A 24,588-nucleotide genomic window follows, 5' to 3' on the forward strand; every position below is an offset into this window, starting at 1 on the left:
GGGCGATTCGATGGCTGTCGCCGTCACAGCTAGCACCCATACATACCCATGCTGACACCTATTAGTGGCTCCTCGGGATAGAAAGAGGTGTATGACCGACTACGACACCGACGTACTCGTTTCGGCCGACTGGGTCGAAGACCGACTCGACGACTTCCAGTCCGACGATCCGGCGTATCGTCTCGTGGAGATCGAGAGTCCGAGCCCACCGGACAACGACTTTCCGTCGCTGTACGACGAGGGCCACATTCCGGGTGCGATCGGCCTCAACTGGGACGACGATCTCTCGGACGACGATCAGCGTGACATCCTGAAGAAAGAGGACTTCGAGGACCTCGTGGGCGAAATCGGCATCGGCGAGGACTCGACGGTCGTCTTCTACGGCGACGGCCACGTCCCCAACTGGTTCGCCGTTTTCGCCTACTGGCAGTTCAACTACTACGGTCACGAGGACACCCGGATCCTCGACGGTGGAAAGGACTACTGGGTCGAGAACGACTATCCGCTGACCGAAGAGCAGCCAGACTACCCGTCCCAGGAGTACGAGGCCCGCGGGCCGTTCGAGAGCATCCGCGCGTATCAGGGTGAGGTCGACAAGGCCCGCGAGGCTGGCCTCCCGATGGTCGACGTGCGCTCGCCAGAGGAGTTCTCCGGCGAACTCATCGCACCACCCGAACTCGACGAGACTGCCCAGCGTGGCGGCCACATCCCCGGCGCGTCGAACGTTCCCGTGCCGACGAACCTGCAAGACGACGGGCGCTTCCTGCCGCCGGAGGAACTGCGGGATCTCTACGAAGAGGCCGGCATCGACGGCGACGAGTCGGTCGTCACCTACTGCCGCGTCGGCGAGCGGTCGGCGATCGCCTGGTTCGCCCTCCACGAACTGCTGGGCTACGAAGACGTCCAGAACTACGATGGTTCGTGGACCGAGTGGGGGAATCTTATTCGAGCGCCGATTGCGAAAGGGGAGGACGACTGAGCGAAGCGAGGGAGTGCTCCAAAATGCGAACGGGGAGCGAAGCGACCCGTGAGCAAGGCGAGGAGTGAACGTAGTGAACTCCTCGAGGCGGAGCGGTGACCGGGAGGGAACCGCGAAGCGGGCGAGGAGTGAGCGAAGGGAAGTTCTCGAGGCGGAGCGGTGACCGGGAGGGAACCGCGAAGCGGGCGAGGAGTGAGCGACGTAATTTTTCTGGAGCCGTTCCCTTCGAGTCGTGACCCTCGCATCTCCACTCGAGGAGAAGTGGCGGCGGCAATCGCAAGGTGAGGTGGTTTCCACTGTGCTGGCTCAACGAGGAGTATGTCGACGACGACCGGCGACCGACGGAACCTGGTATCGAACGCGAGCACGATGACGACGATCGCCGACGCGGTCGTGGAGTTCGCGAAGGGGCGCCGAAAGGCCGGTGCGCTGTTGCTCGGGGCGGCGGCGATCTCGAGGCGGGTGCCCGGGTTCGGGACGGCGGTCTCGATCGGACTCCGGGTGTACCGGCGGCTCGGTTGACGCTCACACGAGGAGCGACTGGAAATTCTGGTACCGGATGTCGGCCCACGCCTCGAGTGAGAGGTCGAATCGGTCGAAGAGGTCGAAGTGGTCGACCTCCTGGCCGGGATAGAGGTAGTCGGTTCCGAAGACGAGCTGGTCGTGGTGGTCCTCGAGGAACGACTGGCCGAAGTCTTCGTCGCGGGTGAGTGCAGTCCAGCCTGCGGCAGCGGAGAGATCACCGTAGAGGTTGTCGTAGCTAGCGAGGAGTTCCGGAACGCGGCCGCCTGGTTCGACCGGGCCTTCGTGGGCGCTCCCGCGTTCCATCGTGTCGACGTCACCGGAGACGTGGATCCACCAGCCGTGGGCGTGCGCGAGGAAGTCGACGTCGGGGAACGACTCGAGGACCGACTCGAGTCCGGGGAGGCCGAGGTCGTCGGTCATCGCCCGGCCGTCGGTGTGGAGGGTGACGGGAAGGTCGTAGGACGAACACAGTTCGTAGGCCTGGCGAGCCATCTCGTCGTCGATACCGATGCCGGCTTTGAGTTCGCCGAAGCCGCGAGCGCCGCCCTCGAGGTACTGTTCGAGGACGTCTTCGATGACGTCGCGGTCGTGGACCAGCGTCCGCGGGTCGATGGTGACGAACGGCACGAGGCGATCGGCATACGGCTGGATTTCCTCGAGGAGCCACCAGCTCGTCGCCTGAACGGGATAGGCCTCTGGTGACTCGAGTGCGAGAACGGCCGCGGTGTCGACGCCGTTGCTGTCCATCCAGTCGACGAGGGCGTCTGCCGAGAGCGCGTCGTGCCCGCGGGCTGCCATCGGCGTAATGTGGGTGTGGGCGTCGAACAGCGGGAGTTCGTCGACGCTGTCGGCCTCCTCGTGGTGGGGGTCTGCTCGGGACGATGCCGGCGAGTCGTCGGAGTCCGTGTCGACGCATCCTGCGGTCGCCGAGAGGACGGTCGATCCGGCCGCGACGGTGAGGAAGCGTCGCCGCGGGGACGAGAGAGCGGACGAGGGCGCGGGCGAGGGCAGGGTGTGGCTCCGATCACGGTCAGAACTCGAGAGGGTCGACTGGCGCTGGTCGTGGTCGTCGCGCGACGGGCTGGCGGACCGGTCGGACATACGCCGCTGTGTGCCGACGGCTTACAAAGAACTGATTCCGTACGGTGAGCGTACACGCCGAGAAACGAGTCGATATCCATCCGTCCGCCGACGGTTTCTTCGGTAACGTGTCAGTTATCGTCTTCGCGCCACTTGTACTCACACTCGGTGCAGATGAAAAACCGCGTCTCGGACTCGTCTGCAGACCGGATCTGTTGCATGTACCAGTAGGCGCGGTCGTTGCCACACTCCGGACAGAAAGCGTCGGTCTCTGGCAACGAGGTTTCCTCCGAGGACTCGATAATCTCGGTTGCCTCCTGGCTGTCGGTGACGGTGTACTGGGCGGCGTCACCTTTCGGCTTCGTAAAGCCACAGCTGCCACACTCCCAGACGCCGTCGACGGCTTTCATCATCGAACCGCAATCGTCGCAAAACTCCATCAGTGTCGGGGATACGTCGGCCGAACGACTTAAGCGACGCGTTTGGATCGTCCACACTCGAGGGATAGGTCAGGCCATCCACCGACGGTCGGTGACACGTACGGTCCATCGTCGCCAGCCTCCGTTATGCTTCGAAACGTAATACTAATCGGATAGCCAACGTGACGGGTGGTATGCAGCGGTTCGCCCGCCTGGTCGTCGCCCAGTTCGCCGTCGACCGGCGGGTCCTCGCGCTGGCGTTCGCGCGGATGGCCGACGGTATCGGGAACTCGTTTCTGATCATCGTGATCCCGCTGTACGTCACCAGCGACGTGATCGGCGGGGCGACCTTCGGCCTCGAGGAGGCGATGATCATCGGCATCATCCTCTCGCTGTATGGCTTTCTCAACAGCAGTCTCCAGCCGGTTACGGGGCGTTTCTCCGACCGTGTCGGGCGACGAAAGGCGTTCATTCTCGTGGGCCTCGGCGGGCTCACCCTGACGAATCTGGCGTACCTCTTGGCGGAGTCGTACCTCTCGTTGCTCGTTATCCGCGGGTTGCAGGGGCTGAGCGTCGCGTTCATCGTTCCCGCGTCGATCGCGCTGGTGAACGAACTCGCCACGCGGGGCGATCGCGGTGGGAACATGGGCGTCTACAACACGTTTCGCCTGATCGGCTTCGGTGCCGGGCCGGTCGCGGCGGGGGCCGTCGTCAACCTCGGGCCGTACACGCTCCCCCTCGGCTCGTCGGGGGTGACGATCACCGGGTTCGACGCAGCGTTCTACGTGGCCGCGATCACCGCCGCCCTCAGCACCCTCCTGGTGACGGTCCTGATCACCGACCCCGAAGGGACCCAGGCGAACGCGGCCGCAGACCTCGCGATCGACGTCCGCGACCCGAGCGGGCGGAACCTCCTCGACCCGATCTTCACCCTCGGGGTCGCGACGCTATTTATGGCCACGGCGATCGCGCTGCTCGCGACGATCCAGCCGCAGGTCAACGCCCGACTCGAGCAGGGCTCGACCTGGTTTGGCATCCAGTTCGCCGCGTTCATCCTCGCACAGGTGCTCCTTCAGACGCCCGTCGGTCGGGCCTGCGACCGGTACGGTCGGCGCCCGTTCATCGTCATCGGAATGGTGTTGCTGATTCCCACGACGCTCGTTCAGGGACTCGTGACGACTCCGGAGACGATGTTCCTCGCTCGACTCGCTCAGGGGATCGCCGGCGCGCTGGTGTTCGCCCCCGCGCTGGCGCTGGCCGGCGACCTCGCGGGCGAGGGAGAGTCGGGTTCGAAGCTCTCGGTGCTCACGATGGCTTTCGGGTTCGGTATTGCCGTCGGCCCGCTCGCCTCCGGCGCGCTGGTCGGCTACGGCTTCGTCGTCCCGTTCGTCTTCGGGACGATCCTCGCCATCGTCGGGACCGTTCTCGTCTTCACACAGGTCGAAGAGACACTCGAGACACGGGCGTCGTTCCCGATTCCGCTCGTCGGCGGGGACTGACTGTGCTCTCGTTCAGTCGCTCGCTCGCGACCTGACGGCGACCTGTCGGCCCATCACGGCCCACATAAACAGTTTTCATAGCGGAGTGTCCACACACTGAGTATGAGTACGCAGGAGCAGTCGGCCGCCGGCGGGACGCCCGAGACGTACGACCCGGACGTGGTCGTCGTCGGGGCCGGAACCGCAGGCTGTTACGCCGCGGCGACCCTCGCCCACGAGGGCTACGACGTCGCCCTCGTCGAGCGCAAGTCCGAAGAACTGGCTGGCCACATCGCCTGTGGCGACGCGCTCAAGGGCGCGAGTGCGTTCCCCGATTCGATCCCGAAATCACAGATCGAACCGGCGTTTACGAACACCGACGTCGACCACGGGCGTTTCGAAATCCCGCAGGAAGACACGGTCCTCGAGATTCCCGTCCCCGGCGAACTCGCCGTCATCGACCGCTGGGAGTACGGTCGGCTGATCATCGAGGGCGCGGAGAACGCGGGCGTCGACATTCACTACAACACCGTCGTTCAGGACGTCGTTCAGGACGCCGACGGCCGCGTTACGGGCGTCGAGGCGATGAGTCAGGGGACCCCACGCACCTACGATGCGGAAGCCGTCGTCGACGCCGCCGGTTCACTGTCGGTGCTGCAGGACAACGTCGACTTCGGCGACTCGACGTTCGACACGAACGTCAACTACACGCACTTCTGTTCGGCCTACCGTGAGATCGTCCACGTCGACGAGCCAGTCGAGTGGTCCGACGCGCTCGTGTTCAAGCCGACCGAGCGCGCGGCGGGCTATCTCTGGTACTTCCCGCGAACCGAGACCGAGATCAACGCCGGACTGGGCTTCCAGATGACCGAAGAGCCGATGGAACTGGTCGAGGACCTGAAACGCGACCTCGAGAATCGCTCGGAGTTTCAGGGTGCGGAAGTCGAGAACAAACTCGGCGCTGCGCTCCCGACCCGTCGACCCTACGACTCGGCGGTCCACCCCGGTTACGTCGCCGTCGGCGACGCTGCGGGCCACGTCAACCCGACCACGGGTGGCGGGATCGCTGGCGCGGCCTACGCCGGCAAGTACGCCGCCGAGGCGATCGTCGACGGTCTCGAGAACGGTGGCGTAACCGAGGACGTCCTCTGGGAGTACAACGAGCGCGTGATGGACCACTTCGGGGCCCGGTACGCCGCCCTCGACGTCTACAACATCCTCTCGACGGCCGTCGACGTCGACGACCTGATGGGGCTGCTCGCGGCCATGCCCGGCGAGAAACTCGCCGAGGCGCTCTACTCGGGCAGTACGGACATCGGCTTCAAACTCAAACTCGAGGCGCTGCTCAAGAGCCGCGGTCACTGGGGAACGGTCTGGAACCTCTACCAGACGAAACGCCGTGCCGACGAGGTGCTCGCCCACTACGAGAACTACCCCTCGAGTCCCGACGGCCTCGCCGAGTGGCAGGCTCGCCGCGACGATCTGATGGAGTCCGTCTACGAGACCACGGGCGCAGATCCGAAGTACTGACCTGCGTCTCGACCCCCGTTTTCCCCGGTCGATCGAACAGTCGTGACCGTTCACCCGAACAGGGTGGTGCCTCCAGATTGGCCACGTGTCGGATACGTACACCGGGGACAGGTCGACGAACAAAGTTATTTGCTTTCGTAGTCGAGTTGTACCACATGGCACGGACGACTGCCGCGGACATCATCGAAGAGGACGTCACGGCGTTCGAGGCGTCCCAGACAGTCGACGAGGCGATCGACGCGATCCGGACGTCGACCGCCAACGACGACGCTGAACGGACGGTCTACTACGCGTACGTCGTCGACGAAGACGGCGCACTCGAGGGCGTCGTCTCGCTTCGAGAACTGTTGAATGCACCCGGTCAGACACCGCTATCGACGATCGAGACCGAGTCGGTCGTCACGGTTGGTGCCGACGACCCGGTCGACCAGCTCGCGACGACCTTCGCTCGCCACCGGTTCATGGCACTCCCGGTCGTCGACGAGGGACAGGTCCTCCGCGGCGTCGTCACCGCTGGCGACCTCATCGAGGCGTTAGACGAGGAGACCTCGAAGGAAGTGCTCGCGGCGACGATCCGAGACGTCGCCTACGACCCGGCCGAGGAGAGCACCTACGAGTGTTTCAATTGCGGGACGCTCATCCACGCGACCGACAATCCCGGCACCTGCCCGAACTGCGGCGGCGACGTGCGCCACCGCCAGACGTCGATCGAGTGACTGCTCCTCGACGGCCGTCGGCCGTTTTCTGTCTCCCGTCTCCCACGTCCGCATCTCGAGACGTGGCGTGGATCCGGTCATCGTCGTGAAGGCGCGAGCTGTTGCGTGAGGTCGGGTCCGTAACTCGAGGGAAAGCGGCGTCGGATCGGCTACTCGTACTCGCGTGTGACTTCCCGGAGACGTCGAACCCGGCGTTCGGTTCGCGGGTGGGTTCCGAACAGCCGTCGGCGGACGAACCGTCGGGTCCGATCGAAGAAACGGTGTTCTTCCCACGGTGGTGGGACGATCGAGAACGCCGCCGTCGAGCCGTGTCCGCGCAGGTCGCGTCCGGGTTGGCGAGTGACGTCCCGATCGAGGGTCTCGAGGGCGCTCGCCAGCGCGGCAGGATCGCCGGTGAGGGCGATGGCACCGCGGTCGGCGACGTACTCGCGGTACCGTGCGAGCGACGCGATGGCCAGTGAGGTCACGAGAAAGACTGGAACTGCTGCCACGAGTACGAATCCCGAGTGGGGCCCGGCTGTGCTGGGATCGGTGTTCGTCTCCTGCTCTTGTGCATCCTCGTGTTGCTCACCCTCGGCGAACATCGCTTCGACCTTGGTCGCAGGCAGCGACAGCGCGGTCAACACCGCGGCGTCGCGGTTGATCACGTGGGCGAGTTCGTGGGCGAGGACGGCCTCGAGTTCCCGCTCGGAGAGGCGATCGACGAGGCCGCGAGAGACGACGATCGAGGACGTGGCCGGACGGTAACCGACGGAGGCCGCGACGGGGACGCTGGATCTGCCGAGTAGAACGGTGGGGGACGGGGCGTCCGCCTGGGCAGCGAGTCTGTCGACGCGCGCCTGGACCGCCCGTCGCTCGGCCTCGAGCTCGTCGTCCGAGTCGGCGTCGTCCGAAGCCGGCACCCGCGCTGTCTCCGCGATGTCGTCGCGGACAGCACCGTCGGCGGTTACTTCCTCGTAGACCAGTCGGCCAGTTCCGTAACAGACCAGCCCCACGCCGACGACGAATCCGAGCACGAACGGCGTGACGACCGGGAGCAGGTCGATCGCGAGGTAGCCGGCGAACGCGAGGACCGGACCGCCGACGGCGATCGCGAGCCCCCGTCGAGTGACGGGGACGGTCGGGTTCGCCAGACCGCGTGCCAGTGGCTCGAGCGCGTCTGCCATCCCGTCGTGGCTGACTCGCCCGACGACCAGGGGGGCGGGCATCAGGCGTCGGTACGTCGCCGCAACCGTGATCCAGAGTCCCAGCGTGACCGCGACGACGGCGACGAGACCGAGGATGATGAGGGCGAACTCGGGAATCGCCTCGATGAACACCGCAGCCATCAGGGCGGCGAACGCGACCTCTGCGACGAAGAGCACCACCATCCCGACGCCGGCGACGACGCCAGCGACGAGCATCCGAATCCACAGGCCGAGTGTGAGTCGATCGAGTGCCATCGTCGGTCACCTCGAGGGGAGTCGGTTTCGAAGCCGCTCGATTCGCGACGCGGTCGTCGGGTGCGTGCCGAAGATCCCACGAGCGACGAACCGTCGGGTCCGATCGAAGAAGCGGTGCTCCTCCCACGGCGGCGGGACGATGGCGAACGCGGTGGCCGTATCGCGCTCGCGCAGGTCTGCTGACGGCCGATGCTCGAGCTCGTCGTCGAGAGACTCGAGAGCACTGGCCAGCGCCGCGGGATCGCCCGTGATCGCGACAGCGCCGTCGTCGGCAGCGTACTCCCGGCCGCGGGAGACGAGGGCGACGTACCAGCGACTCGCGAACCGAACGGCCATCGCGAGCGGTTCGACGACTGGATTGTAGCCGTACCGGCTGCGCGCGAGCTGGGCGACGGCACCCGGGGCCGACAGCGCGGTCAGGACGGCCGCGTCCCGGTTGGCGACGTGGGCGAGTTCGTGGGCGATCACGGCCTCGCGTTCCCGCTCGGTGAGCGTCTCGAGAAGCCCCCGAGAGCAGACGAGCGTCGTCGCGTCCGGGCGGTAGCCGACCGTCAGCGCGACGGGCGTGCTGTGTTCGAGTACTCGAACGTCGGGAGCCGGTAGGTCGGCCTGTCCGGCGAGTCGCGTGACGGTCGACTCGAGTGAGTCGTCGGTTCCGGGAGCACCAGTCGCGTCACTCGGACGCCCGGCGTCCTCGGCGTCGACAGTCGCGACCGGACGGTCGGAGGCCCCGGCCGTGCGCGACTCGAGGTTGAATCGGTCCTCGAGGTCCCGGAGGACCGCGGTGTCGCCGGCGAACTCCGCGCGGATCGCGCCGCCGACGTGGACGCCGACGAACGCGAGCGCGCTCACGACGGCCACCGTGACGGCGAGCGTTTCGACCGACACGACGGTCGTCGACCAGTAACTCACACCGATCACGGCGAGGGTGGCGACCATCGCCGGAACGGCCGGTCCCAGCCCGGTGGTCCGCTCGAGGCGGGTACGAACCCGTCGAACCTCGTCCGTGAACCCGTAGACGTCGTCCGGGTCGACGGGTTCCTCCTCGGCGCTCTCGGCAGCACGCCGTTCGACGGCGTCTCGAACCCGTTCGACGTGGCCGGGGACGACGGTCGAGCCGAGGACGAGCCAGACGAGCGCGGCCACGACCAGCAGGGCGAATCCAGCCCAGTAGGAGACGCTGAGGTAGCCGACGGCGATCACGCCGATGACGAGCCAGTTGCCGCCGGTCGTCCGTTCGTCTTCGTCGTCGTCTCTCGAGTGGACCCACTCGTGGGCGGCCCAGGCGTACCCGACCGTCAGCAGGTAGAAGAACCCGAGCAGGATCAGGATGGCGAACACCGGGTCGGGAAGCACCGGTCGAACGAACGGCACTGCTGCGAGGACGATCAGCAGCGACGACAACAGGAGGACGTAGGAGGCGAGTTCGACGGTCCCCTGGGTGAGTGCGCCCGCCGGTGACGACCGCTCGCGGGCGCTCCGGACGGCTCGAAGCGACAGTTGGACGGCGACCAGACAGGGAATCGCGACCGCGACCACGAGCGCCGCGGCGAGCGGTTCAGCGACGAGTCCCGAATCGGTTCCTGGCACGAGTCCCGGTGCCGAAAGCGTCTCGATGCCGTAGTAGACGCCTGCGTAGACGGGGACGCCGACGAGCAAGAGCGCCGCGACGACGACGGTACTCGAGAGGACGAGACCACAACCCGCGGCGACGAGCGTCCGAACGAGGAGGCTGGCGCGGGTTCGAATCGAGGTCACGGCGGAGTCACCTCGAGTGCGTGCAGGCCAGTGGTGGAGGGAGGCTGCGGGGAACGCATTTCGTGTCGAAAATTCGTCTCGAGTGCCATATAGGTGTCCGGCTTCCAGGCCGAGTAGGAGTCACCGGAAGGGGTGGACGGTCACCGGAATGGGTCGGTGATCACTGCGGCCGATACGACCGCGCGCGGCTCACTTCTTCCGCCGGGGTCGCTCTTTCTTGGTTCGCTTCGGGGGCTTGCGAACCCTGACCGGTGCCGGAATCAGCACCGGTTCGGGTTCGGGGACCGGCGTCGGAACCGGATCTGGAACCGTAATTGGCTCCGGCAGTCCCTTGGTGAACGACTCGACCGCGCCGACGATCGTCAGGCCGTCTGCCTCGACGACGGCGCGGAACTCGTATCTGAGTCCGAACGCCAGACCGTCGATCTCGGCGGCGAACGCGCCCGACTCGGTCCGGGTGAGTGGGCCAGTCTCGAGCCACGTGTCGGTGCCGGCGACGCGGTACTGGAACGAGACGTCGACTGCTGGGAAATCGCCGAGGGTCTCGAGCGTCGCGTTGAGCGTCGCCGAGGACTCGTTGACGTCCGTCGCAGGGTCGGTGGTGACCACCGGCAGGACCACGTCGGGGGCCTCCTTGACGAACGTCTCGAGGTCGCCCCTGATGGTGGTCGCCTCGGTGACGAGCACCGGCCGGAACTCGTACTGGACGCCCTGCTCGAGGTTCGTGACCTGCTGACTGATCGGGCCGGGTGCCTCGAGTGTGACGGTGTCCGTCGTGAGCCACGTGTCGGTGCCGACGGCGCGGTATTCGAAGCCAGCGGCGACGACGGGGAACTGTCCGAGGTCGGTGACGGTGGCGTTCAGGGTGGCGCTGAACTCGTTGACGTCGGTCGCTGGGTCGGTGTCGACTGTCGGCAGGTCGACGACGATCGGCGGCTCGATCGGAATCGGCTCCGGTGGTTCGAACGGCGGGGTGACTGGGGGTTCGAACGGCGGCTCGATCGGTGGCTGGATCGGCGGTTCCGGTGGCTCGGGCGGTTCGACTGGTGGCTCGACCGGCGGGTCGATGGGTGGTTCGACCTTGGCGAACCGCTGGATCGGCCCGACAACGACGCTGTCGTTCGCGAGCGCGACCGCACGGTACTCGTACTCCAGCCCCTCGGTCAGCCCGGGTATCTCGGCGCTGAATGGGCCGGGCCCAGTGAGCGTCTGGGGGGACGTCCCGGTCCACTCTTCGGTCCCCACGAGCCGGTACTCGAAGAACACGTCCACTTCGGTGAACGTTCCGGGATCGACGAGGACGCCGTTCGCGGTCGCAGTCGCCTCGTTGACCTCGGTTGCGGGTTCGGTGCCGACGGTCGGCAGCTCCTCATCTGGTGGGAGCAGGGGCTTCGTGAACGTCTGTGTGAGTCCCTCGATCCGGATCCCATCCGTGACGACGACGGCGCGGTATTCGTAGTCGTTACCGGGCTCGACATCGACCCCGGCGCTGAACGGTCCGGGTGCGGTGAACGGCTGGGGAGCCGTCTCGAGCCAGACGTCGCTGCCGACGATGCGGTACTCGAAGAAGACGTTGACCGGGGAGAAATCGCCGAGTTCGACGAGCTCGCCGTTGAGCGTCGCGGTCGACTCGTTGATCTCGGTCGCGGGGCCGGTGAAGACGACCGGGTCCATGACCGGCTCAGCAGACTTGGTGAACTGCATGATCGCACCCGTGCTGGTGGTTCCATCGGCCGCGACCGCGACGGCGCGGTACTCGTAGGTGGTGTCGAGGTTCAGCCCCTCGATCCTGACGCTGAACGGCCCGGGTGCGGTGAGCGTCGTTGCGCCGGTGGTGATCCAGATGGCATCGCCGGCAACCCGATACTGGAAGAAGACCTCGACGGGAAACGGCTCACCGACGGTCATCAGCGTTCCGTTGAGGGTGGCCCCGCCGCCATTGACGTCGGTCGCCACGTCGGTCATCGCTGTGGCCTCCGGAATCTGGTCCGGATCTTCGATACACTCCCCTTCGCTGATCGTCAACACTGGGTTGTCTCCACCGCCAGTGAAGTCGGCGAACGCGCTGACGATCGTCCCGCCGCCTGGACGCGTTACCTCGAACTGGATCGCACCCTCTCCACCACCCGGGAAAAATCCGGGCACAGTCAGGGTTTCACCGTCGGAGAAGACGACGGTCAACTGGGCCTCCTGAATCGCCGTTGGCCCACCGCGCGTGAGGTTCCACTTCCAGAACCCGAGTTCGCCGGGACACGCCTGCGTCGCGTTTTCACTGCCCATCCCACCCCACTGTATCACGCGCTCGAATCCCGGGGCGGGGTCTTGCTGGGCACCAGCGGTGCCATTCGCGAACCCAAACCCGGCACCGAGGCCGATGGCTGTCGTTCCGGACGCCGCAAGAAACCGCCGTCTGCTGGTCGAATCGACCATACGACGCCGTCGCCCAGGAGGTTCATTGTTATCAACTGGTTGAACGATAGTGGGCCAGATGCTACAACCTGTTCGGTGGCACTACTGTAGCACCGTAGTAGAGGACGCCACTCGTCGGCTCCCCACTCGAGGTGTATCCACTCACTTCGGTACTGGTCCCGGTCACGTGGCCATCCCTGTATTCGTCGATTAGCGACGGATACGCCCTCGAGAACCGAATTGGTACGATCCGAGTACCCGCGTTCACACTGTCGTATCTCTGCTCGAACGCCCCCGAAAAGCACTGACACCCGCCCGCCCCGTCACGAGGGAGTGCCAGCGACGCCGGTTCGCCACTCGAGAACCGACTGGAACGCGATCCAGAGGACGAGCCACGCTGCCGCCCAGCAGACGACGAGTGCGGTCGTCGAGAGGCCGCCGAACGTCTGCGTCACCGCGGCCAGTACCGGATACAGGCCGTAGACGAGGGGTATCGTGAGTCCGAATGCGACCAGACAGGTCGCAGCGGTCCACCGTGGTCGTTCCTCCTCACCGGTCGACGTCGGGTCGTTCCCCGAGCGATACGGATCCGCGCCCGAATTCGGTGTGGTCATACATACCAGCCCCTGATTCGAGGTTCTCGGCGTACGGTAATAATTGCTCGTATCGTTTCGTTGAAACGGGAATCTGCGGTTTCAGGGCCGCTCGATCGCGATCTGCTCGATCGTTTGCGAGAGGACGTCGACGCCGTGGCCGATACTCGTCTCGTCGACGTCGAACGTCGACGTGTGATGGCCACCGGGGTGGTCGGTGCCGATCCCCACGTAGGTCGCCAGCCCACCGTTTCGCTGGACCTCACGCATCAGGTAGGTCGCGTCCTCGCTTCCGCCGAGGTCGTCGCGCTCGAGCACGCGGTCGACGCCGGGCGTCCCGGCTGCGACGCTGGCGACGATCGAGACCAGTTCCCCGTCGCTCGTCGCGCTCGGGGCCTCCGCACCCGTCTCGAGATCGACCTCGCAGTCGTGCATCTCGGCGGCACTGTGGAACACCCGCTCGGCTCGGTCTCGGACGTACTCCATGAGGTTGGTCGTCTCGCCGCGAACTTCGGCGACGATCCGGGCGTGCTCGGGGACGATGTTCGCGGCGCTGCCGCCCTCGACGATTCCGGCGTTGACCCGGGTCGCGCCGTCGTCGTGGCGCGGAATCGCGTACAGGTTCTGGACCGCCGTCGCCATCGCCTGGACGGCGTTGCGCCCGCGTTCCGGATGCCCGCCTGCGTGGGCTGGTTCGCCCGTAAACTCGGCCTCGAGCTGGGTGATCGCGAGGAAGCCGTCGATCCCGGCGACGACCTCGCCTGTCGGGTGGTCGAGTCCGACGTGCAGCGCCAGCAAGTAGTCGACGTCAGCGAGGTGGTCGCTCTTCGCCATCGGCTTCCCGCCGCCAACGACTTCCTCGGCCGGCTGGAAGAACACCTTCAGCGTCCCCGAAAAGTCACTTGTTGCAACCTGCTCGAGCACGCCGATTCCGATCGTCGCGTGCGCGTCGTGGCCGCAGGCGTGCATCGCGCCGTCGTTTGCCGAACGAAAGCCTTCTGCTGCAGGGACGTGCTCGGCGTCGGCGGCCTCCTCCCGCGGCAAGGCGTCGATATCGACTCGCAACCCCACGGTCGGCCCCTCGCCGCGCTCGAGAACCGCCACCGCGCCGGTGTACCCTCCCTCGAGACGCTCGAGCGTCGCTTCGTCCGCACCGGCGGCGAGCGCGCGGTCGTACCAGTCCTCGAGGGCGTCGTCTTCGGGAACAGCCAGTCGGTGCTCGCCGGCGATGGCATCCGGGCCAGTGTACAGTTCGTCGAGGTCGACCCGGGACTCGAGTTCGTCGACGATCCGGGCCGTGGTGTAGAACTCACACCAGGCGGGTTCGGGCCGACGGTGGAGGTCCCGCCGGAGTGAGACGAGGTCGTCTGCGGTCATACCCGTATCTCGTCGCGCGAGCTATAGTAGCCACTGCAAGTCAGTGCACACCTGATCGCCAGACGAATCGGCGATCAGTGTGTGGATCGTTGCAGTTGTTACTATAAAAAGTGCTGTAGCTCGAGTCGCTGGAGCGTTCGAGAAGACGATCGTTCCCGCCGTGGCGTCTGGGGCGGTCCGGCGAGAGTCAGTTCGTCCGACCCGTCCCGCGAAGCTGTTCGATCTCGGCTTCGACGTGGACCGAGTCGGGGAAGTTTCGACTGGCGACCGTCCGGGCGAACTGGGCGTGACCGTGGATCTCGAGTTCTCGGGTGAAGACGGTGTACTGCCAGGTGTCGAACTGGCGCTCGTCGTCGACGTGGAGCCGGCTGTGCTGGGGTACCGAGAGCGTCTCGGGCGGATGGGTGTGTGGTCCTTTGAGTGCGGCTCCCTTGCGCTCTGCAGCGGATTTGATATCATCGACGACGCCGTCGAGAGCGGCGCGATCGCCGCTCTGGAGCGTGAGGCGGGTAACGAAGGTCATGGCTGTCACACCGTCTGCGGTCGGCGCGTAAAAGTCTGCTGAGATTCGACGGTTCGGGGCGGACGCTCCCGGGCGGAAGGCGGTGACGGTCACTCGAGCCCCTCGCGTAGCGTCGACACGTTGCGACCGCCTCGCCGACGCCCGCTCTTCGGCGACGACGAAACGGTGAGTTCTCCAGTCCAGTTCGGGACACGCGTTGGGTCCGGTCCGATATTCTCTTAACGACGTATCTATTAGTTCGGGTAATGGCAGTCGAAGCTACGAGCGCAGGCGCGATCCTCTTCCGCGACACGCGGGGCCGGCGCGAGTATCTTCTACTCAAGAGCCGCCCGGGTGACTGGGAGTTTCCGAAGGGCGGTGTCGAAGGAGAGGAAGAGCTACAACAGACGGCAATTCGAGAAGTACAGGAAGAGGCTGGAATCGAGGACTTCCGCCTCATCGACGGCTTTCGCGAGGACTACGACTACGTCTTCGAAGCCAACGGCAAGACGATCCACAAGACGGTCCATCTCTTCATCGCGAAGTCGTTCGAAGCGAGTGCGGAACTCTCGAACGAACACCGCGACCTGCAGTGGCGCGACTACGAACAGGCCGTAAACACCGTCACACAGGACGGCCCCCGCGAGATCCTAGAGGAAGCCCACGAGTTCCTGGACGAACTCGAGGCCGAGGCCGAAAGCGAGGAGGCGTAGTTTCTCCTGCCGGCGATCCATCGTGGTGACCGGCGGCGGACCGACCGACGATCGCCGGCCTAGCGCTGGCTGACGACGACCGTGTCGGCCGCGAGGTCGCCGACGCGCTGGTTCTCGTTCGTGACGAACAGCATGACGATGCCGAGGAGGTAGAAAAACGGCAGCGAGTCGACGATCAGCAACAGGTTTCGGATCGCCGAGGAGCCGAGCGTCATGTTCTTTCCGTCGGATTTTACCACGACGAGCCCGAGCAGGTGTTTTCCGGGCGTACAGCCGTACAGTCCCTCGAGGACGATGAAGTACGCGAATCCGAGCACGGGCGCGACGAACCAGCCGAACAGCATGGCGAGGCCCACGTCGCCGATGGCGACCAGAATACCGACGATGACGGCGTACGCGATGCCCAGCAGAAGGCTATCGACGACGAACGCGAGTACACGCTTGCCGACGACCTGTCCGTTCGTTCCCATCTGTGGCGTCGGGTACTTTTCCATACGTGACTGTGTTTATCCAGCCAACTTAACAGTTGATGTTTCCTGCATCACGACGAGAGTATACGTCCCCGATCAGTCGATCAGCCGGAACGGAACGGTCCGAAACGGTGCCAGCAGGTTTATCGGCTACCGGTGAGACCGGACGCCCGAACGATGTCGCGACTCGAGGACCCACTCCGGTATCCGCTTCGTGGCAACTGGCTCGAGCGGACGCTCTACGGGTCGGCACTCGTCGTCGGTTCGATCCTCCTCGTCCCGCTCGTCGTCCTCGCGGGCTACGGCGTTCGCGTCCTCGAGACGAGCCTCGAGGGTCTCGAGGAGCCGCCGGCGTTCGACGGCTGGGGGTCCCTGCTCCGCCGGGGAGCGGGTGCGATTGCGATCACACTTGCGTACCTTTTTGGTCCCCTCCTCGCGGGGACGCTGCTCGCGCTCGCCCTCGGCGTCGTCGGCTACTACGGATTACAGGGCCTCGTACCGGTGATCGGCGGTGAGACGACGATCGTCTGGCTGGTCAGCGGTGCAGCAGGGCTGTTCACGGCGCTCGTCGGCCTCGTCGTCGCCGGTGTCGTGTTCGTGAGTTGGCTCTGTCTGCCGGCGGGGCTGGTTCGGTACGCCCAGACAGGCCGCCTTCGGGCTTCGCTCGACCAGACGGCCGTCGGGTCGCTGGTCCGCACTCGCGAGTACCTCGGTGCAGTCGTCGTCTTGCAACTCCTCCCACTGGTGGTCCCGCTGCTCGCCGTCGTAGCGCTGGTGACGATCGTCGGCGTCCTTGCACTCCCCGCACTCGGTTTCCTGACGGTGCTCGTGTTCGCTCGCGTACTCGGGGTCTTCCTCGCCGGTCCGGGGGCCAGCCAGGTGCCGACCGCTCGAGACGCCCACCTCGAGCAGGCCGCACTCGAGTGAGTCGGTCAGGGCTGCCGAATGGGCGAGTCTTTTCCTCTCTCGGTCCTAGTGGCACTCGTGACAGTCGAGGCTGGAGAGTTCGGGTTCGAACTGCGGACCTGTCGCTGGGCCGAACGCGAGTGGCCACCTCACGAACCGCTCGCGAGAGCGACGACCGTCCTCGTCGCGAGACAACTCGGGACCAGACGGCGACGCTGGGATACGATCGTCCTCGAGTGCGACCGCGAGGCTCTTCGCCAGCGCGCGAACTTCGGCCCGGAACGGCTCGATAGCGACCTCCTGCACGTGGTCCGGAACGCGCCAGCAGAGTGGGAGTACTACCGGGATGCCCTCCCCCACCCCGGCTACCCGTGGCGATACGTCCGCGAGGCGATCCACCGGGCAGCCGACCGCGACGTTCTGGAAACCCGCAAGCGGTCGAACCGGATCGAGATCAGGCGCAAGTGGGCCTACCCGGACTGGCTCGAGCGCCTGATCGCCATCGAGAACAAGCCGGACCTCGACGCGAGCGCTGCTCGCGCACTTGGAACACAACTCGAGTACGACGTCGCGATGGCGCTGGCCGACGAGGTCTGGGTGGCGACCCGGGAGACCGGCGAGCGCGTCGAACCGGTGTTGCTCGAGGACTTGCCGATCCAGGCCGGCGTCCTCGCGCTCGACCCCGATGCGCTCGAGGCGAGCGTCGAGTGGTATCCCCGGTCGCTCGCCGTCGACGATCCGGGGACGCGCATCCTCGAGCGACCGGGTCGATCGACGGACGGTCGGAACGCCTCCGCCGCCCGCTTCGAGTACGTCGATCCCGACGAGAAGGCTGCGACGCGCCTCGAGATCGCCGAACGGGCCTACGAACGCGGCTGGCGCTCGTTCGTGGAGACGATGCGACCAGACTGCCGACACTTCGAGTTACGGGCCCGGGACGGCCTGCAGGCACTCCCCCACTGTGGCGCGAACGGGACTTGCCAGACGGCGTCGGCGTGTTCGGGCTCCTGCCCGGACTTCGAACCCGAGCCGCCGATCTGGCGGACCCACGACTGGCCGATCGAGGGTGGGCCCGGAAAACGGCTCAAACGCGTGCTCGAGGAGCGCCGAGAGCGGCGACGGCCCGGGCTGTGAGTGGTGTGTTCGGCACCTGATTCGTGTGCCGGCGGGAACAGTCGTCAGTCCGAAACGGAGACCTCGAGGTCGTCGGGATCGACAGCCAGCCGGAACGTCGGCACAGTGCGATACTCGACCTCGACGACGTCCTTTCGGCGCAGGCTCTGGAGGCTCGAGCGAACGTCCTCGGCGTCGGGATCGACGTCGAATTCGTCTCTGAGCTTGTGCAGGACGGAGACGACGCTCTCGGAGTCTTCGTCGGGTCGGGCGAGCACCTCGACGATCTGGGCGTGTAGCTCCGGGACGCGGATGCGTGAGGGTGCGCCATCTGCGTCGGGATCGCTCTCGATGCCGGGTTCGACGTCGACGAGGTCTGCGGCCTCCTCGGTCGCGCGGATCAGACTGTTGTCGTCTCGAAAGTAGTAGTCCCCGAGTTCGTTCTCCAGATACTGGTGGACCTCGCTGCCGCTCTCGAGCCCCCATCGCTCTTGCAACTCGGCGTTTTTCGTCGGCTGTAACTCGACGACGTCGGCCAGCCGGTCTCTGGCCTCCTCCGAAAGCGTCATTGGCTGGTTCTTCGCGGAACCGGTACTTTTGCGTTGCGTCCCCCGATCAGTTCGTTGTCGCCGATCCAGACACTAACAATTTTGAGGGGGTCCTCCGTACCTGCCGGTATGACCGAGTACACCGTCGAGTTCGTGGGGACGGGCGAGACCATCACCTGCTCCGACAAAGAGACTATCCTCAGCCGGTGTCTCGAGGAAGGCATCGCACAGGAGTACTCCTGTCGCGTCGGGATGTGTCTCGCCTGTTCGGCCGAAATCATCGAGGGGGAGGTCACCCAGCCGGCCGCCCGGGGATTCACTGAGCAGGAAGCAGAGAACTACGCACTGACCTGCATGGCTCGCCCGCAGTCGGACCTGAAACTCGAGCGCGGTGTCTACCCACCGAGCATCGAGGGCGACCTCTCGGGTGACGCTGCGCCCGCGGACGACTGACCGGTCGCTCGAGGTGCCGTTGTCCGCTGAACAGGCGCAATACCACGCCGTTTACGGCGTGGATATGCGCCGCCACTTGATGGCACTTTCAACGATGACAGCATTTCTCGAGTTTTGATCCGTACTTTCAGACGCCAAGAAATACTATGCGTCAGTAAGGTCAGGTCGGAACGGAGCGGATTCCGAGCGACCTTCAGAGGTCGTTCGAAAATCGGAGATTTTCGTGATCACGAGAGGCTCCGTCTCTCGGACGACAGTATCCGAAACGCCGACGCGGTGAACGCGAATCCGTGAAGGGTTCGTCGCCTGCCTGTCGGTCGGGCACGCACGACGATACCTCCGAATGCGTCGAAGCGCTACGACCCCTTGCTGGCAAAAACAACAGGTGGGAGTCACCGGCGTCGAGGATAGGAGAACGGCGGTTTGGCACTGCCGGTCAGCTACCGCCACGACGGCTGGATCAAACGGGTTCTCGTGAAGTGGCGGGGCAATGATTGGGAATCTGACATTCTCACCGCTCGAGATTCCTCCGCGTGAACACGGAGGCGGACGTCAACCCACGTTTCGTCGTTTCGAACACTGTCCGATCCTGTGCAACGACGGACACCCTCCCCGCGCTGAAGCCCGAGGGTTTGCGCCTGTTCATCCCAGACCCTCCGATACTCTCGAGCGAACACTCCTGCGGTCGACTCGCGTTCCGAGTTGGAATCGAGACTGCCTCGTATTCGATTTCTGAGTTGTTCGATGCGTAGCTGGCGGTCGGGGATGAGAGGAAAGCAGTCACACCAGTGCACTCGAGTGCTTGCTGAGTGTAGTGTAACAACGCAGGTCCAGCGGGAGAACGAACAGCGCAGATACCTCGAGTGAGCGAACAGGGCGAAATAGGACGTGACGATCGTTCAGTCGACGAAGTCGATGTCGTTCGTCATCTCGGGCTGGACGGCCTCGCTGCCGTCGGGGCGGCCGTAGATCTGTGGGGACTGGACGCCCGTGACGACGATCATGGTGCGCATGCTGCCCTCGAGTGTTTCGTCGATGGAGGTTCCCCAGATGATGCGGGCGTCGGGGTCGATGCGGTCGTAGATCTCTTCGACGACGCCTTCGGCTTCCTCGATGGACATGTCGTTGCCGCCGGTGACGTTGACGAGCGCGGAGTTCGCCCCGGAGATGTCGACGTCCAGAAGCGGCGAGCGCAGCGCGGTCTTGACGGAGTCTTCGGCTTTCGCCTCGGAGTCGGCTTCACCGAGGCCGATCATAGCGACGCCACCGCGTTCCATGACCGTGCGGACGTCGGCGAAGTCCAAGTTGACGAGGCCGGGTTTCGTGATGAGTTCGGTGATGCCCTTCACCGAGCGCATCAGGACTTCGTCAGAGACCTTGAACGCCTGACGGACGGGCAGTTTGCCAACCGAGTCGAGCAGGCGGTCGTTCGGGACGACGATGACGGTGTCGGAAACGTCGCGCAGACGCTCGAGGCCAGCCTCGGCGTTGGTCCGTCGGACCTCGCCTTCGGCGGTAAAGGGCGTCGTGACGATCGAAATCGTCAGCGCGCCAGCCTCGCGGGCGGCCTTGGCGACGACGGGGGCCGAGCCGGTGCCGGTGCCGCCGCCGAGTCCGGCGGTGACGAACACCATGTCCGAGCCTTCGATGGCCTCGTAGATGTCTGCCTGACTCTCGAGGGCGGCCTCCTCGCCGACCTGCGGGAGCGAGCCGGCACCACGGCCGCCGGTCTTCTCCTCGCCCATGAGGATCTTGGTGTCGGCCTCGATTTCGACGAGGTGCTGGACGTCGGTGTTGGCGGCGACCATCTTCGCTCCGTGGATACCTTCCTCGAACATCCGGTCGATCGTGTTGCCTCCGGCACCGCCGCAGCCGACGACGGTGATGTCCGTCTGGAGATCCTGCAGCACGTCTTCGAGCTCTTCGTCCGTCATCGTCCCCGATTTGCGCTCGCTCGAGGAGTCGGTCGGGGGCTGGCCGCCTTCCGTGGCCGGCGGCTCCCCCTCCTCGGCCTCGTCGATGGCGTCGTCGATGAGTGAGTCCATTCTTGGACGCGTCTACACGATGGAGCGTAATTACCTTTCCCCTGTACGTCAGTCAGGCGTCAGACATAGTACATTGTGATTACCTATCAAGAATGGTCTCTTTAGTCATCCTTAGACAGTGGTGAGTACTGTGTTATTACTATATGGGAAATTTCACATTGGAACTCGTCTCGAGGCGACAGGTAGACAGGTCGTTCGGTCGACGCCTGCTCGCGTGTGACGTATCCGTGGTTGGCGTAAATCGCCCCGGGGTCAAGTGGTTCGAGAGACTTCGTCTCTCGTCATCGAGCGAGATCGGAGGTCTCGCGGACATCGCGGAGCTTCGCTCCGCTCAGTCACGGAAGATCTCTGATCTTCCGAACGACCCCGAGGCTTTCGCGTGGACTCCCGTTCTATGCCTCAACCGAAGCAGGAGGGTTGTACTCCTCACTCACGTTCAGCGTCCCGCGATCTGCTCACGGGCGCGCAGCGCCCGTTTGCATGGTATGCGGGACCTCTGGTCCCGCACTATTCAGGCGCACATCTACGGGTGCGCCTCCGTCGTCTGCGTTTTGCCGACGTTGACGAGACGCTCCGCGTCTCGTTCGCACACCAGAAATCGAACATTTCTGGGGACGACGGAGATACTGCAAACCGATGTTCTTCGAGGCGTTGTAGTCAGCGTGGTTCTCGTACCCACACTGCTGACACTCGAACGACTCCCCGTTACGGTTATCGTTGTGGGTGAACCCACACGTCGAACAACGCTTGGACGTATTTCGAGGGTCTACGTGGACGACTTCAACACCGTGTTCTTCGGCCTTGTATTCGACGTACTCGTAGAGGCGTCGGAACGCCCAGACGTGTTGCCACGTTGCCTCGGGAATGTTCTCCCGAATGTGGGTCAAGTCCTCGAACACGATGTGCGAACAATCGTGTTCGACGGCTTCCTCGATAAGTTCGTTCGCCACCGTATGCAGGTATATCTCGAACCGTCCCTGCTCTTTCTGCCCGACGCTCTCGATGTTTTCGTGGGCGTGGCGAGAGCCACACTGCTGGAGCGAGGCACGGCGCTTCTCGTACGCTCGACGCCAGTGATTGAACTCGTCTGCCGACCAGAACCGCCCCGTCGAAGCAACGGCGATGTTGTTCACGCCCAGATCCACACCAAGGACTGTTCTGTGTCTGGACTCGGATTCGGACGATTCCTCGTCTGCTTCGACTTTCCGCATCGAAGCGTGGAGATACCAGTCACCGTCACGGTACTGGAGCTGGGCCATCCGAAACTCGAAATCCTCGTCGGAGACGTACTTCGTCGGCGGTGTCTCCGAGTCGTCGGGAAGGATGTAATCGCACTCGATTCGCCCGTCTACGGTCGAAAGGGAAACGTGGTCGCGGTGGAACGTCGCACTCCGCCTGTCGTAGACCGCGCTGTCTGCCGAGAAGTGTGGTTGCGACGTGTTCTCACCACGTTTGAGCCGTTCGACGCCGCTTTTGACGGCTTCGACCGCCCGTCGAATCCCTTTCTGGACGAGATTCGCGGTAAGGTCGGTTTCGTCACGGAGTCGGTCGTAGAGGGCGCGTTCGGCTTTCGCTTTCGAAGTGACGTGGTAGCCGTCGTCGTCACCAGAAACGCGCCGCGTTTCTGGTTGGCAGCCAGATTCCGCAGGAATCTGGCGACGCCCGTGCCAGCACCACTCGCTCGCGGTGTTGGCGCAGTGTTTGAACTGCCTGACAGTCTCTCGAAGGGAAGCCTCTGCTCCTTCAGGAGTGTCGAGTTTGATGACGGCGGTACGACGGTATTCCACTGTGTTTTCACATATACTGCTAGTGTTACTCATACATTCGGGGGTCGGCCTATCACTCTGGCGTGGTTTGTGTCATCGAGTGTCGGCTTCCTCCACGGGGTCAAGCCCCGTGGCATCCGCCTCGGTTCTTCTGTGAAACGATCGGTCGACCGGTTCGTGGCTCGGACGGAAGCCGGGGTTCCGTGACACCGATTCCGGCTTGTTAGTTTCTGACCAGTCAGATCGAGAACCGATCCGTCCGGTGTCGCCGAACGTCGTTCGGGTCGATCCGCTCGCCGTCGACGGTCACCGACTCGCCGCTTGCCAGTTTGCCGAACGCCGGTCCCTCCGGGACACCCACCTCGCGGGCCAGTGCCGGATCAAACGCCAGCGTCTCGGCGACGACTTCGTCCTCGCCGACCGAGACTGACTCGTAATTCAGCTCGAGAATCGCTGCCAGTTCCTCGACGAGCGTCCGGTACGGGTCAGCCGAGGTTGCCGATGCGTCTGAACCGCCACCAGCACTCGAGTCCGGAATCGCCGCTTGCGACCCGATTCGGCTGCCACCGTTGGTCGTCTCGAACGCCACCGTGGTCGCCTCGACGGTCTCCCGGACGGCTTCGGGGTCGATCCCCTCCGCGGTTCCGACGAGGTCGGTGGGGAGCGAGCGGATCGTGAACGACGTAGCGGGGCAGTCACCGAACCGGATGCCGTCCTCGACGCGGCCAAGGGCGGACTCGACGGCCTCGACGACCTCGAGCGGTCGATCACCCACGGCTCGAACCCACGTCTCGCTGACAGTCCGGTAGCCGAGGTCGGTGATTGTCGCCTCGAGGACGGGCCACTCGCCGTCGACGACGGCCAGATCCGTGCCGCTGGCTTCGAACAGTGACGCGACGAGGTCCTCGTGGGCGCCGGGGTGGCCGAGCTCCTCGAGGCCCCAGTCTGCGGCGACGTGGCCCACCGCCCACGGAGTCTCCCGGAGGATTCGCTCGAACCGCGGTGCGTAGTGGTTCCCCCCGATTCCGACGACCGCTCGTCCGCGGTGAGGTTCGACGCCCCGAAGCTCGAGGATCGCCCGTGCGACGGCCTCGGCCCCGTCCGGATCGTCCCACTGCTCGTCGCCGCTGCCCAGTTCGGCGAACAGCGACGGGCAGCCCACGTCGGTCGGACCGTGATGGGTGCACTCCACGCCGGTCTCGTAGCCCTCGGGCGCGTACTCGTCGAAGGCCTCGCGTAGCCGTGCGAGGGCGTTCGGGGCTGCCTCGGCGACGGCGTGATCCGCACCGCCGAACTCCGCGGGACCGACGTTCCCCGTGAAGTGACCCGTCAGCAACGCGCCCGTGTCTCCGCTGTGGCGCGAGGCAAACACCAGCAGATCGGGCTCGCAGTCGAAGGCCGACGCCGGTCGCTCGAGCTCGAGGTGAAGGGCGTCGAACGACCGCAACTCGAGGTCGTCGGCCCGCCAGTAGGTGCCGCCGCCGTCGCTCTCGGCCCGGTCGTCGTGGCACACCTCCCAGTCGACCAGTTCCCGCAGGTGATCGCAAATGTGCACTGACGCCCGATCCGCCCGGCTCTCCACGATCGCCAGCTCGGTCATACGCGTTCTCGAGGGTCCCCGATCCTTAACTCGCCGGATTCTCTGCTCGGTGGGTGGTCTCTCGACCTCTCTTCCGATGATACACTTCGGCTAGTGGCGGTCCAGGCCTGAACTGAGAGGTCGATCCGACTGACGCCGATCGGTTCGACCTCTCAGTCGACGCTTG

At 65.1% G+C, this 24,588-nt stretch carries 21 protein-coding genes and 1 pseudogene; 9 read left to right on the forward strand and 13 right to left on the reverse strand.

What is annotated here, in order from left to right:
• Positions 1-91 precede the first annotated feature (91 nt).
• Both B1756_RS12450 and B1756_RS12455 read left to right on the forward strand, forming a co-directional pair.
• Positions 92-979 (forward strand): sulfurtransferase, encoded by an 888-nt coding sequence (locus B1756_RS12450; RefSeq protein ID WP_086888836.1) that lies wholly within the window; start codon positions 92-94, stop codon positions 977-979.
• 318 nt (positions 980-1,297) lie between these two features.
• Positions 1,298-1,501: a hypothetical protein gene (locus tag B1756_RS12455; protein WP_086888837.1), complete on the forward strand. Its 204-nt coding sequence runs from the start codon at positions 1,298-1,300 to the stop codon at positions 1,499-1,501.
• A 3-nt stretch (positions 1,502-1,504) separates the two neighbouring features.
• Here B1756_RS12455 and B1756_RS12460 read toward each other — a convergent pair whose 3' ends face one another.
• Positions 1,505-2,605 carry an amidohydrolase family protein gene (locus B1756_RS12460; protein WP_086888838.1) on the reverse strand — a complete coding sequence of 367 codons (1,101 nt, stop codon included), beginning with the start codon at positions 2,603-2,605 and terminating at the stop codon, positions 1,505-1,507.
• Between the two features lie 110 nt (positions 2,606-2,715).
• Positions 2,716-3,024 carry a transcription factor S gene (locus B1756_RS12465; RefSeq protein WP_086888839.1) on the reverse strand — a complete coding sequence of 103 codons (309 nt, stop codon included), beginning with the start codon at positions 3,022-3,024 and terminating at the stop codon, positions 2,716-2,718.
• Between the two features lie 173 nt (positions 3,025-3,197).
• Here B1756_RS12465 and B1756_RS12470 point away from each other — a divergent pair, with 173 nt between their 5' ends.
• From B1756_RS12470 to B1756_RS12480, 3 genes are all read left to right on the forward strand, one after another.
• A complete protein-coding gene (locus B1756_RS12470; RefSeq protein WP_086888840.1) occupies positions 3,198-4,502 on the forward strand; it encodes an MFS transporter in 1,305 nt (434 codons plus the stop codon).
• 102 nt (positions 4,503-4,604) lie between these two features.
• Positions 4,605-6,011 (forward strand): geranylgeranyl reductase family protein, encoded by a 1,407-nt coding sequence (locus tag B1756_RS12475; protein ID WP_086888841.1) that lies wholly within the window; start codon positions 4,605-4,607, stop codon positions 6,009-6,011.
• A gap of 155 nt (positions 6,012-6,166) precedes the next feature.
• A complete protein-coding gene (locus B1756_RS12480; RefSeq protein WP_086888842.1) occupies positions 6,167-6,727 on the forward strand; it encodes a rubrerythrin-like domain-containing protein in 561 nt (186 codons plus the stop codon).
• A gap of 149 nt (positions 6,728-6,876) precedes the next feature.
• Here B1756_RS12480 and B1756_RS12485 read toward each other — a convergent pair whose 3' ends face one another.
• The 6 genes from B1756_RS12485 to B1756_RS12510 form a co-directional block, all read right to left on the reverse strand.
• Positions 6,877-8,169: a M48 family metallopeptidase gene (locus tag B1756_RS12485; protein ID WP_086888843.1), complete on the reverse strand. Its 1,293-nt coding sequence runs from the start codon at positions 8,167-8,169 to the stop codon at positions 6,877-6,879.
• Between the two features lie 6 nt (positions 8,170-8,175).
• The gene (locus tag B1756_RS12490) at positions 8,176-9,927 is read right to left on the reverse strand and encodes a M48 family metallopeptidase (protein WP_086888844.1); all 1,752 of its coding nucleotides are present in this window, start codon (positions 9,925-9,927) and stop codon (positions 8,176-8,178) included.
• A 189-nt stretch (positions 9,928-10,116) separates the two neighbouring features.
• Entirely contained in the window at positions 10,117-12,357 is a 2,241-nt protein-coding gene (locus tag B1756_RS12495) for a hypothetical protein (protein WP_228434358.1), read from the reverse strand.
• Positions 12,358-12,659: 302 nt separating this feature from the next.
• The gene (locus B1756_RS12500; protein ID WP_086888845.1) at positions 12,660-12,950 is read right to left on the reverse strand and encodes a hypothetical protein; all 291 of its coding nucleotides are present in this window, start codon (positions 12,948-12,950) and stop codon (positions 12,660-12,662) included.
• Positions 12,951-13,031: 81 nt separating this feature from the next.
• Positions 13,032-14,306: an amidohydrolase gene (locus B1756_RS12505; protein ID WP_086888846.1), complete on the reverse strand. Its 1,275-nt coding sequence runs from the start codon at positions 14,304-14,306 to the stop codon at positions 13,032-13,034.
• 187 nt (positions 14,307-14,493) lie between these two features.
• Entirely contained in the window at positions 14,494-14,829 is a 336-nt protein-coding gene (locus B1756_RS12510) for an uS10/mL48 family ribosomal protein (protein ID WP_086890175.1), read from the reverse strand.
• Positions 14,830-15,074: 245 nt separating this feature from the next.
• Here B1756_RS12510 and B1756_RS12515 point away from each other — a divergent pair, with 245 nt between their 5' ends.
• Positions 15,075-15,521 carry a bis(5'-nucleosyl)-tetraphosphatase gene (locus B1756_RS12515; protein WP_086888847.1) on the forward strand — a complete coding sequence of 149 codons (447 nt, stop codon included), beginning with the start codon at positions 15,075-15,077 and terminating at the stop codon, positions 15,519-15,521.
• A 59-nt stretch (positions 15,522-15,580) separates the two neighbouring features.
• Here the strand turns inward: B1756_RS12515 and B1756_RS12520 are convergent, their stop codons facing one another.
• The gene (locus tag B1756_RS12520; RefSeq protein WP_086888848.1) at positions 15,581-16,015 is read right to left on the reverse strand and encodes an RDD family protein; all 435 of its coding nucleotides are present in this window, start codon (positions 16,013-16,015) and stop codon (positions 15,581-15,583) included.
• A gap of 153 nt (positions 16,016-16,168) precedes the next feature.
• On the opposite strand from B1756_RS12520, the gene B1756_RS12525 reads away from it, so the two are divergent.
• Positions 16,169-16,918 (forward strand): DUF4013 domain-containing protein, encoded by a 750-nt coding sequence (locus B1756_RS12525; RefSeq protein WP_086888849.1) that lies wholly within the window; start codon positions 16,169-16,171, stop codon positions 16,916-16,918.
• A gap of 57 nt (positions 16,919-16,975) precedes the next feature.
• A complete protein-coding gene (locus B1756_RS12530; RefSeq protein WP_228434359.1) occupies positions 16,976-18,031 on the forward strand; it encodes a DUF5787 family protein in 1,056 nt (351 codons plus the stop codon).
• Positions 18,032-18,075: 44 nt separating this feature from the next.
• Here the strand turns inward: B1756_RS12530 and B1756_RS12535 are convergent, their stop codons facing one another.
• Positions 18,076-18,579, reverse strand: a complete 504-nt coding sequence (locus B1756_RS12535; RefSeq protein ID WP_086888851.1) for a DUF5797 family protein — start codon at positions 18,577-18,579, stop codon at positions 18,076-18,078.
• 108 nt (positions 18,580-18,687) lie between these two features.
• Between B1756_RS12535 and B1756_RS12540 the strand changes: the two genes are divergently transcribed.
• The gene (locus tag B1756_RS12540; RefSeq protein ID WP_086888852.1) at positions 18,688-19,011 is read left to right on the forward strand and encodes a 2Fe-2S iron-sulfur cluster-binding protein; all 324 of its coding nucleotides are present in this window, start codon (positions 18,688-18,690) and stop codon (positions 19,009-19,011) included.
• Between the two features lie 899 nt (positions 19,012-19,910).
• Here the strand turns inward: B1756_RS12540 and ftsZ are convergent.
• The 3 genes and pseudogenes from ftsZ to B1756_RS12560 form a co-directional block, all read right to left on the reverse strand.
• Positions 19,911-21,056, reverse strand: coding sequence for a cell division protein FtsZ (gene ftsZ, locus B1756_RS12550; RefSeq protein ID WP_086888854.1), 1,146 nt, complete (start codon positions 21,054-21,056; stop codon positions 19,911-19,913).
• Positions 21,057-21,448: 392 nt separating this feature from the next.
• Positions 21,449-22,843, reverse strand: a pseudogene (locus tag B1756_RS12555) (RNA-guided endonuclease InsQ/TnpB family protein).
• Between the two features lie 217 nt (positions 22,844-23,060).
• On the reverse strand, positions 23,061-24,422 hold the full coding sequence (locus B1756_RS12560) for a D-aminoacyl-tRNA deacylase (RefSeq protein ID WP_086888856.1): 1,362 nt from the start codon (positions 24,420-24,422) through the stop codon (positions 23,061-23,063).
• Between the last annotated feature and the right edge of the window lie 166 nt (positions 24,423-24,588).

The organism is Natrarchaeobaculum aegyptiacum (genome assembly GCF_002156705.1).
In the GTDB taxonomy this organism is placed as follows: domain Archaea; phylum Halobacteriota; class Halobacteria; order Halobacteriales; family Natrialbaceae; genus Natrarchaeobaculum; species Natrarchaeobaculum aegyptiacum.

What these genes read in the sequence shown, in the direction of transcription:
- B1756_RS12450 (WP_086888836.1), top strand. Translation starts at nt 92, where the DNA reads ATGACCGACTACGACACCGACGTACTCGTTTCGGCCGACTGGGTCGAA.
- B1756_RS12455 (WP_086888837.1), top strand. Translation starts at nt 1,298, where the DNA reads ATGTCGACGACGACCGGCGACCGACGGAACCTGGTATCGAACGCGAGC.
- B1756_RS12460 (WP_086888838.1), bottom strand. Translation starts at nt 2,605, where the DNA reads ATGTCCGACCGGTCCGCCAGCCCGTCGCGCGACGACCACGACCAGCGC.
- B1756_RS12465 (WP_086888839.1), bottom strand. Translation starts at nt 3,024, where the DNA reads ATGGAGTTTTGCGACGATTGCGGTTCGATGATGAAAGCCGTCGACGGC.
- B1756_RS12470 (WP_086888840.1), top strand. Translation starts at nt 3,198, where the DNA reads ATGCAGCGGTTCGCCCGCCTGGTCGTCGCCCAGTTCGCCGTCGACCGG.
- B1756_RS12475 (WP_086888841.1), top strand. Translation starts at nt 4,605, where the DNA reads ATGAGTACGCAGGAGCAGTCGGCCGCCGGCGGGACGCCCGAGACGTAC.
- B1756_RS12480 (WP_086888842.1), top strand. Translation starts at nt 6,167, where the DNA reads ATGGCACGGACGACTGCCGCGGACATCATCGAAGAGGACGTCACGGCG.
- B1756_RS12485 (WP_086888843.1), bottom strand. Translation starts at nt 8,169, where the DNA reads ATGGCACTCGATCGACTCACACTCGGCCTGTGGATTCGGATGCTCGTC.
- B1756_RS12495 (WP_228434358.1), bottom strand. Translation starts at nt 12,357, where the DNA reads ATGGTCGATTCGACCAGCAGACGGCGGTTTCTTGCGGCGTCCGGAACG.
- B1756_RS12500 (WP_086888845.1), bottom strand. Translation starts at nt 12,950, where the DNA reads ATGACCACACCGAATTCGGGCGCGGATCCGTATCGCTCGGGGAACGAC.
- B1756_RS12505 (WP_086888846.1), bottom strand. Translation starts at nt 14,306, where the DNA reads ATGACCGCAGACGACCTCGTCTCACTCCGGCGGGACCTCCACCGTCGG.
- B1756_RS12510 (WP_086890175.1), bottom strand. Translation starts at nt 14,829, where the DNA reads ATGACCTTCGTTACCCGCCTCACGCTCCAGAGCGGCGATCGCGCCGCT.
- B1756_RS12515 (WP_086888847.1), top strand. Translation starts at nt 15,075, where the DNA reads ATGGCAGTCGAAGCTACGAGCGCAGGCGCGATCCTCTTCCGCGACACG.
- B1756_RS12520 (WP_086888848.1), bottom strand. Translation starts at nt 16,015, where the DNA reads ATGGAAAAGTACCCGACGCCACAGATGGGAACGAACGGACAGGTCGTC.
- B1756_RS12525 (WP_086888849.1), top strand. Translation starts at nt 16,169, where the DNA reads ATGTCGCGACTCGAGGACCCACTCCGGTATCCGCTTCGTGGCAACTGG.
- B1756_RS12535 (WP_086888851.1), bottom strand. Translation starts at nt 18,579, where the DNA reads ATGACGCTTTCGGAGGAGGCCAGAGACCGGCTGGCCGACGTCGTCGAG.
- B1756_RS12540 (WP_086888852.1), top strand. Translation starts at nt 18,688, where the DNA reads ATGACCGAGTACACCGTCGAGTTCGTGGGGACGGGCGAGACCATCACC.
- ftsZ (WP_086888854.1), bottom strand. Translation starts at nt 21,056, where the DNA reads ATGGACTCACTCATCGACGACGCCATCGACGAGGCCGAGGAGGGGGAG.
- B1756_RS12560 (WP_086888856.1), bottom strand. Translation starts at nt 24,422, where the DNA reads ATGACCGAGCTGGCGATCGTGGAGAGCCGGGCGGATCGGGCGTCAGTG.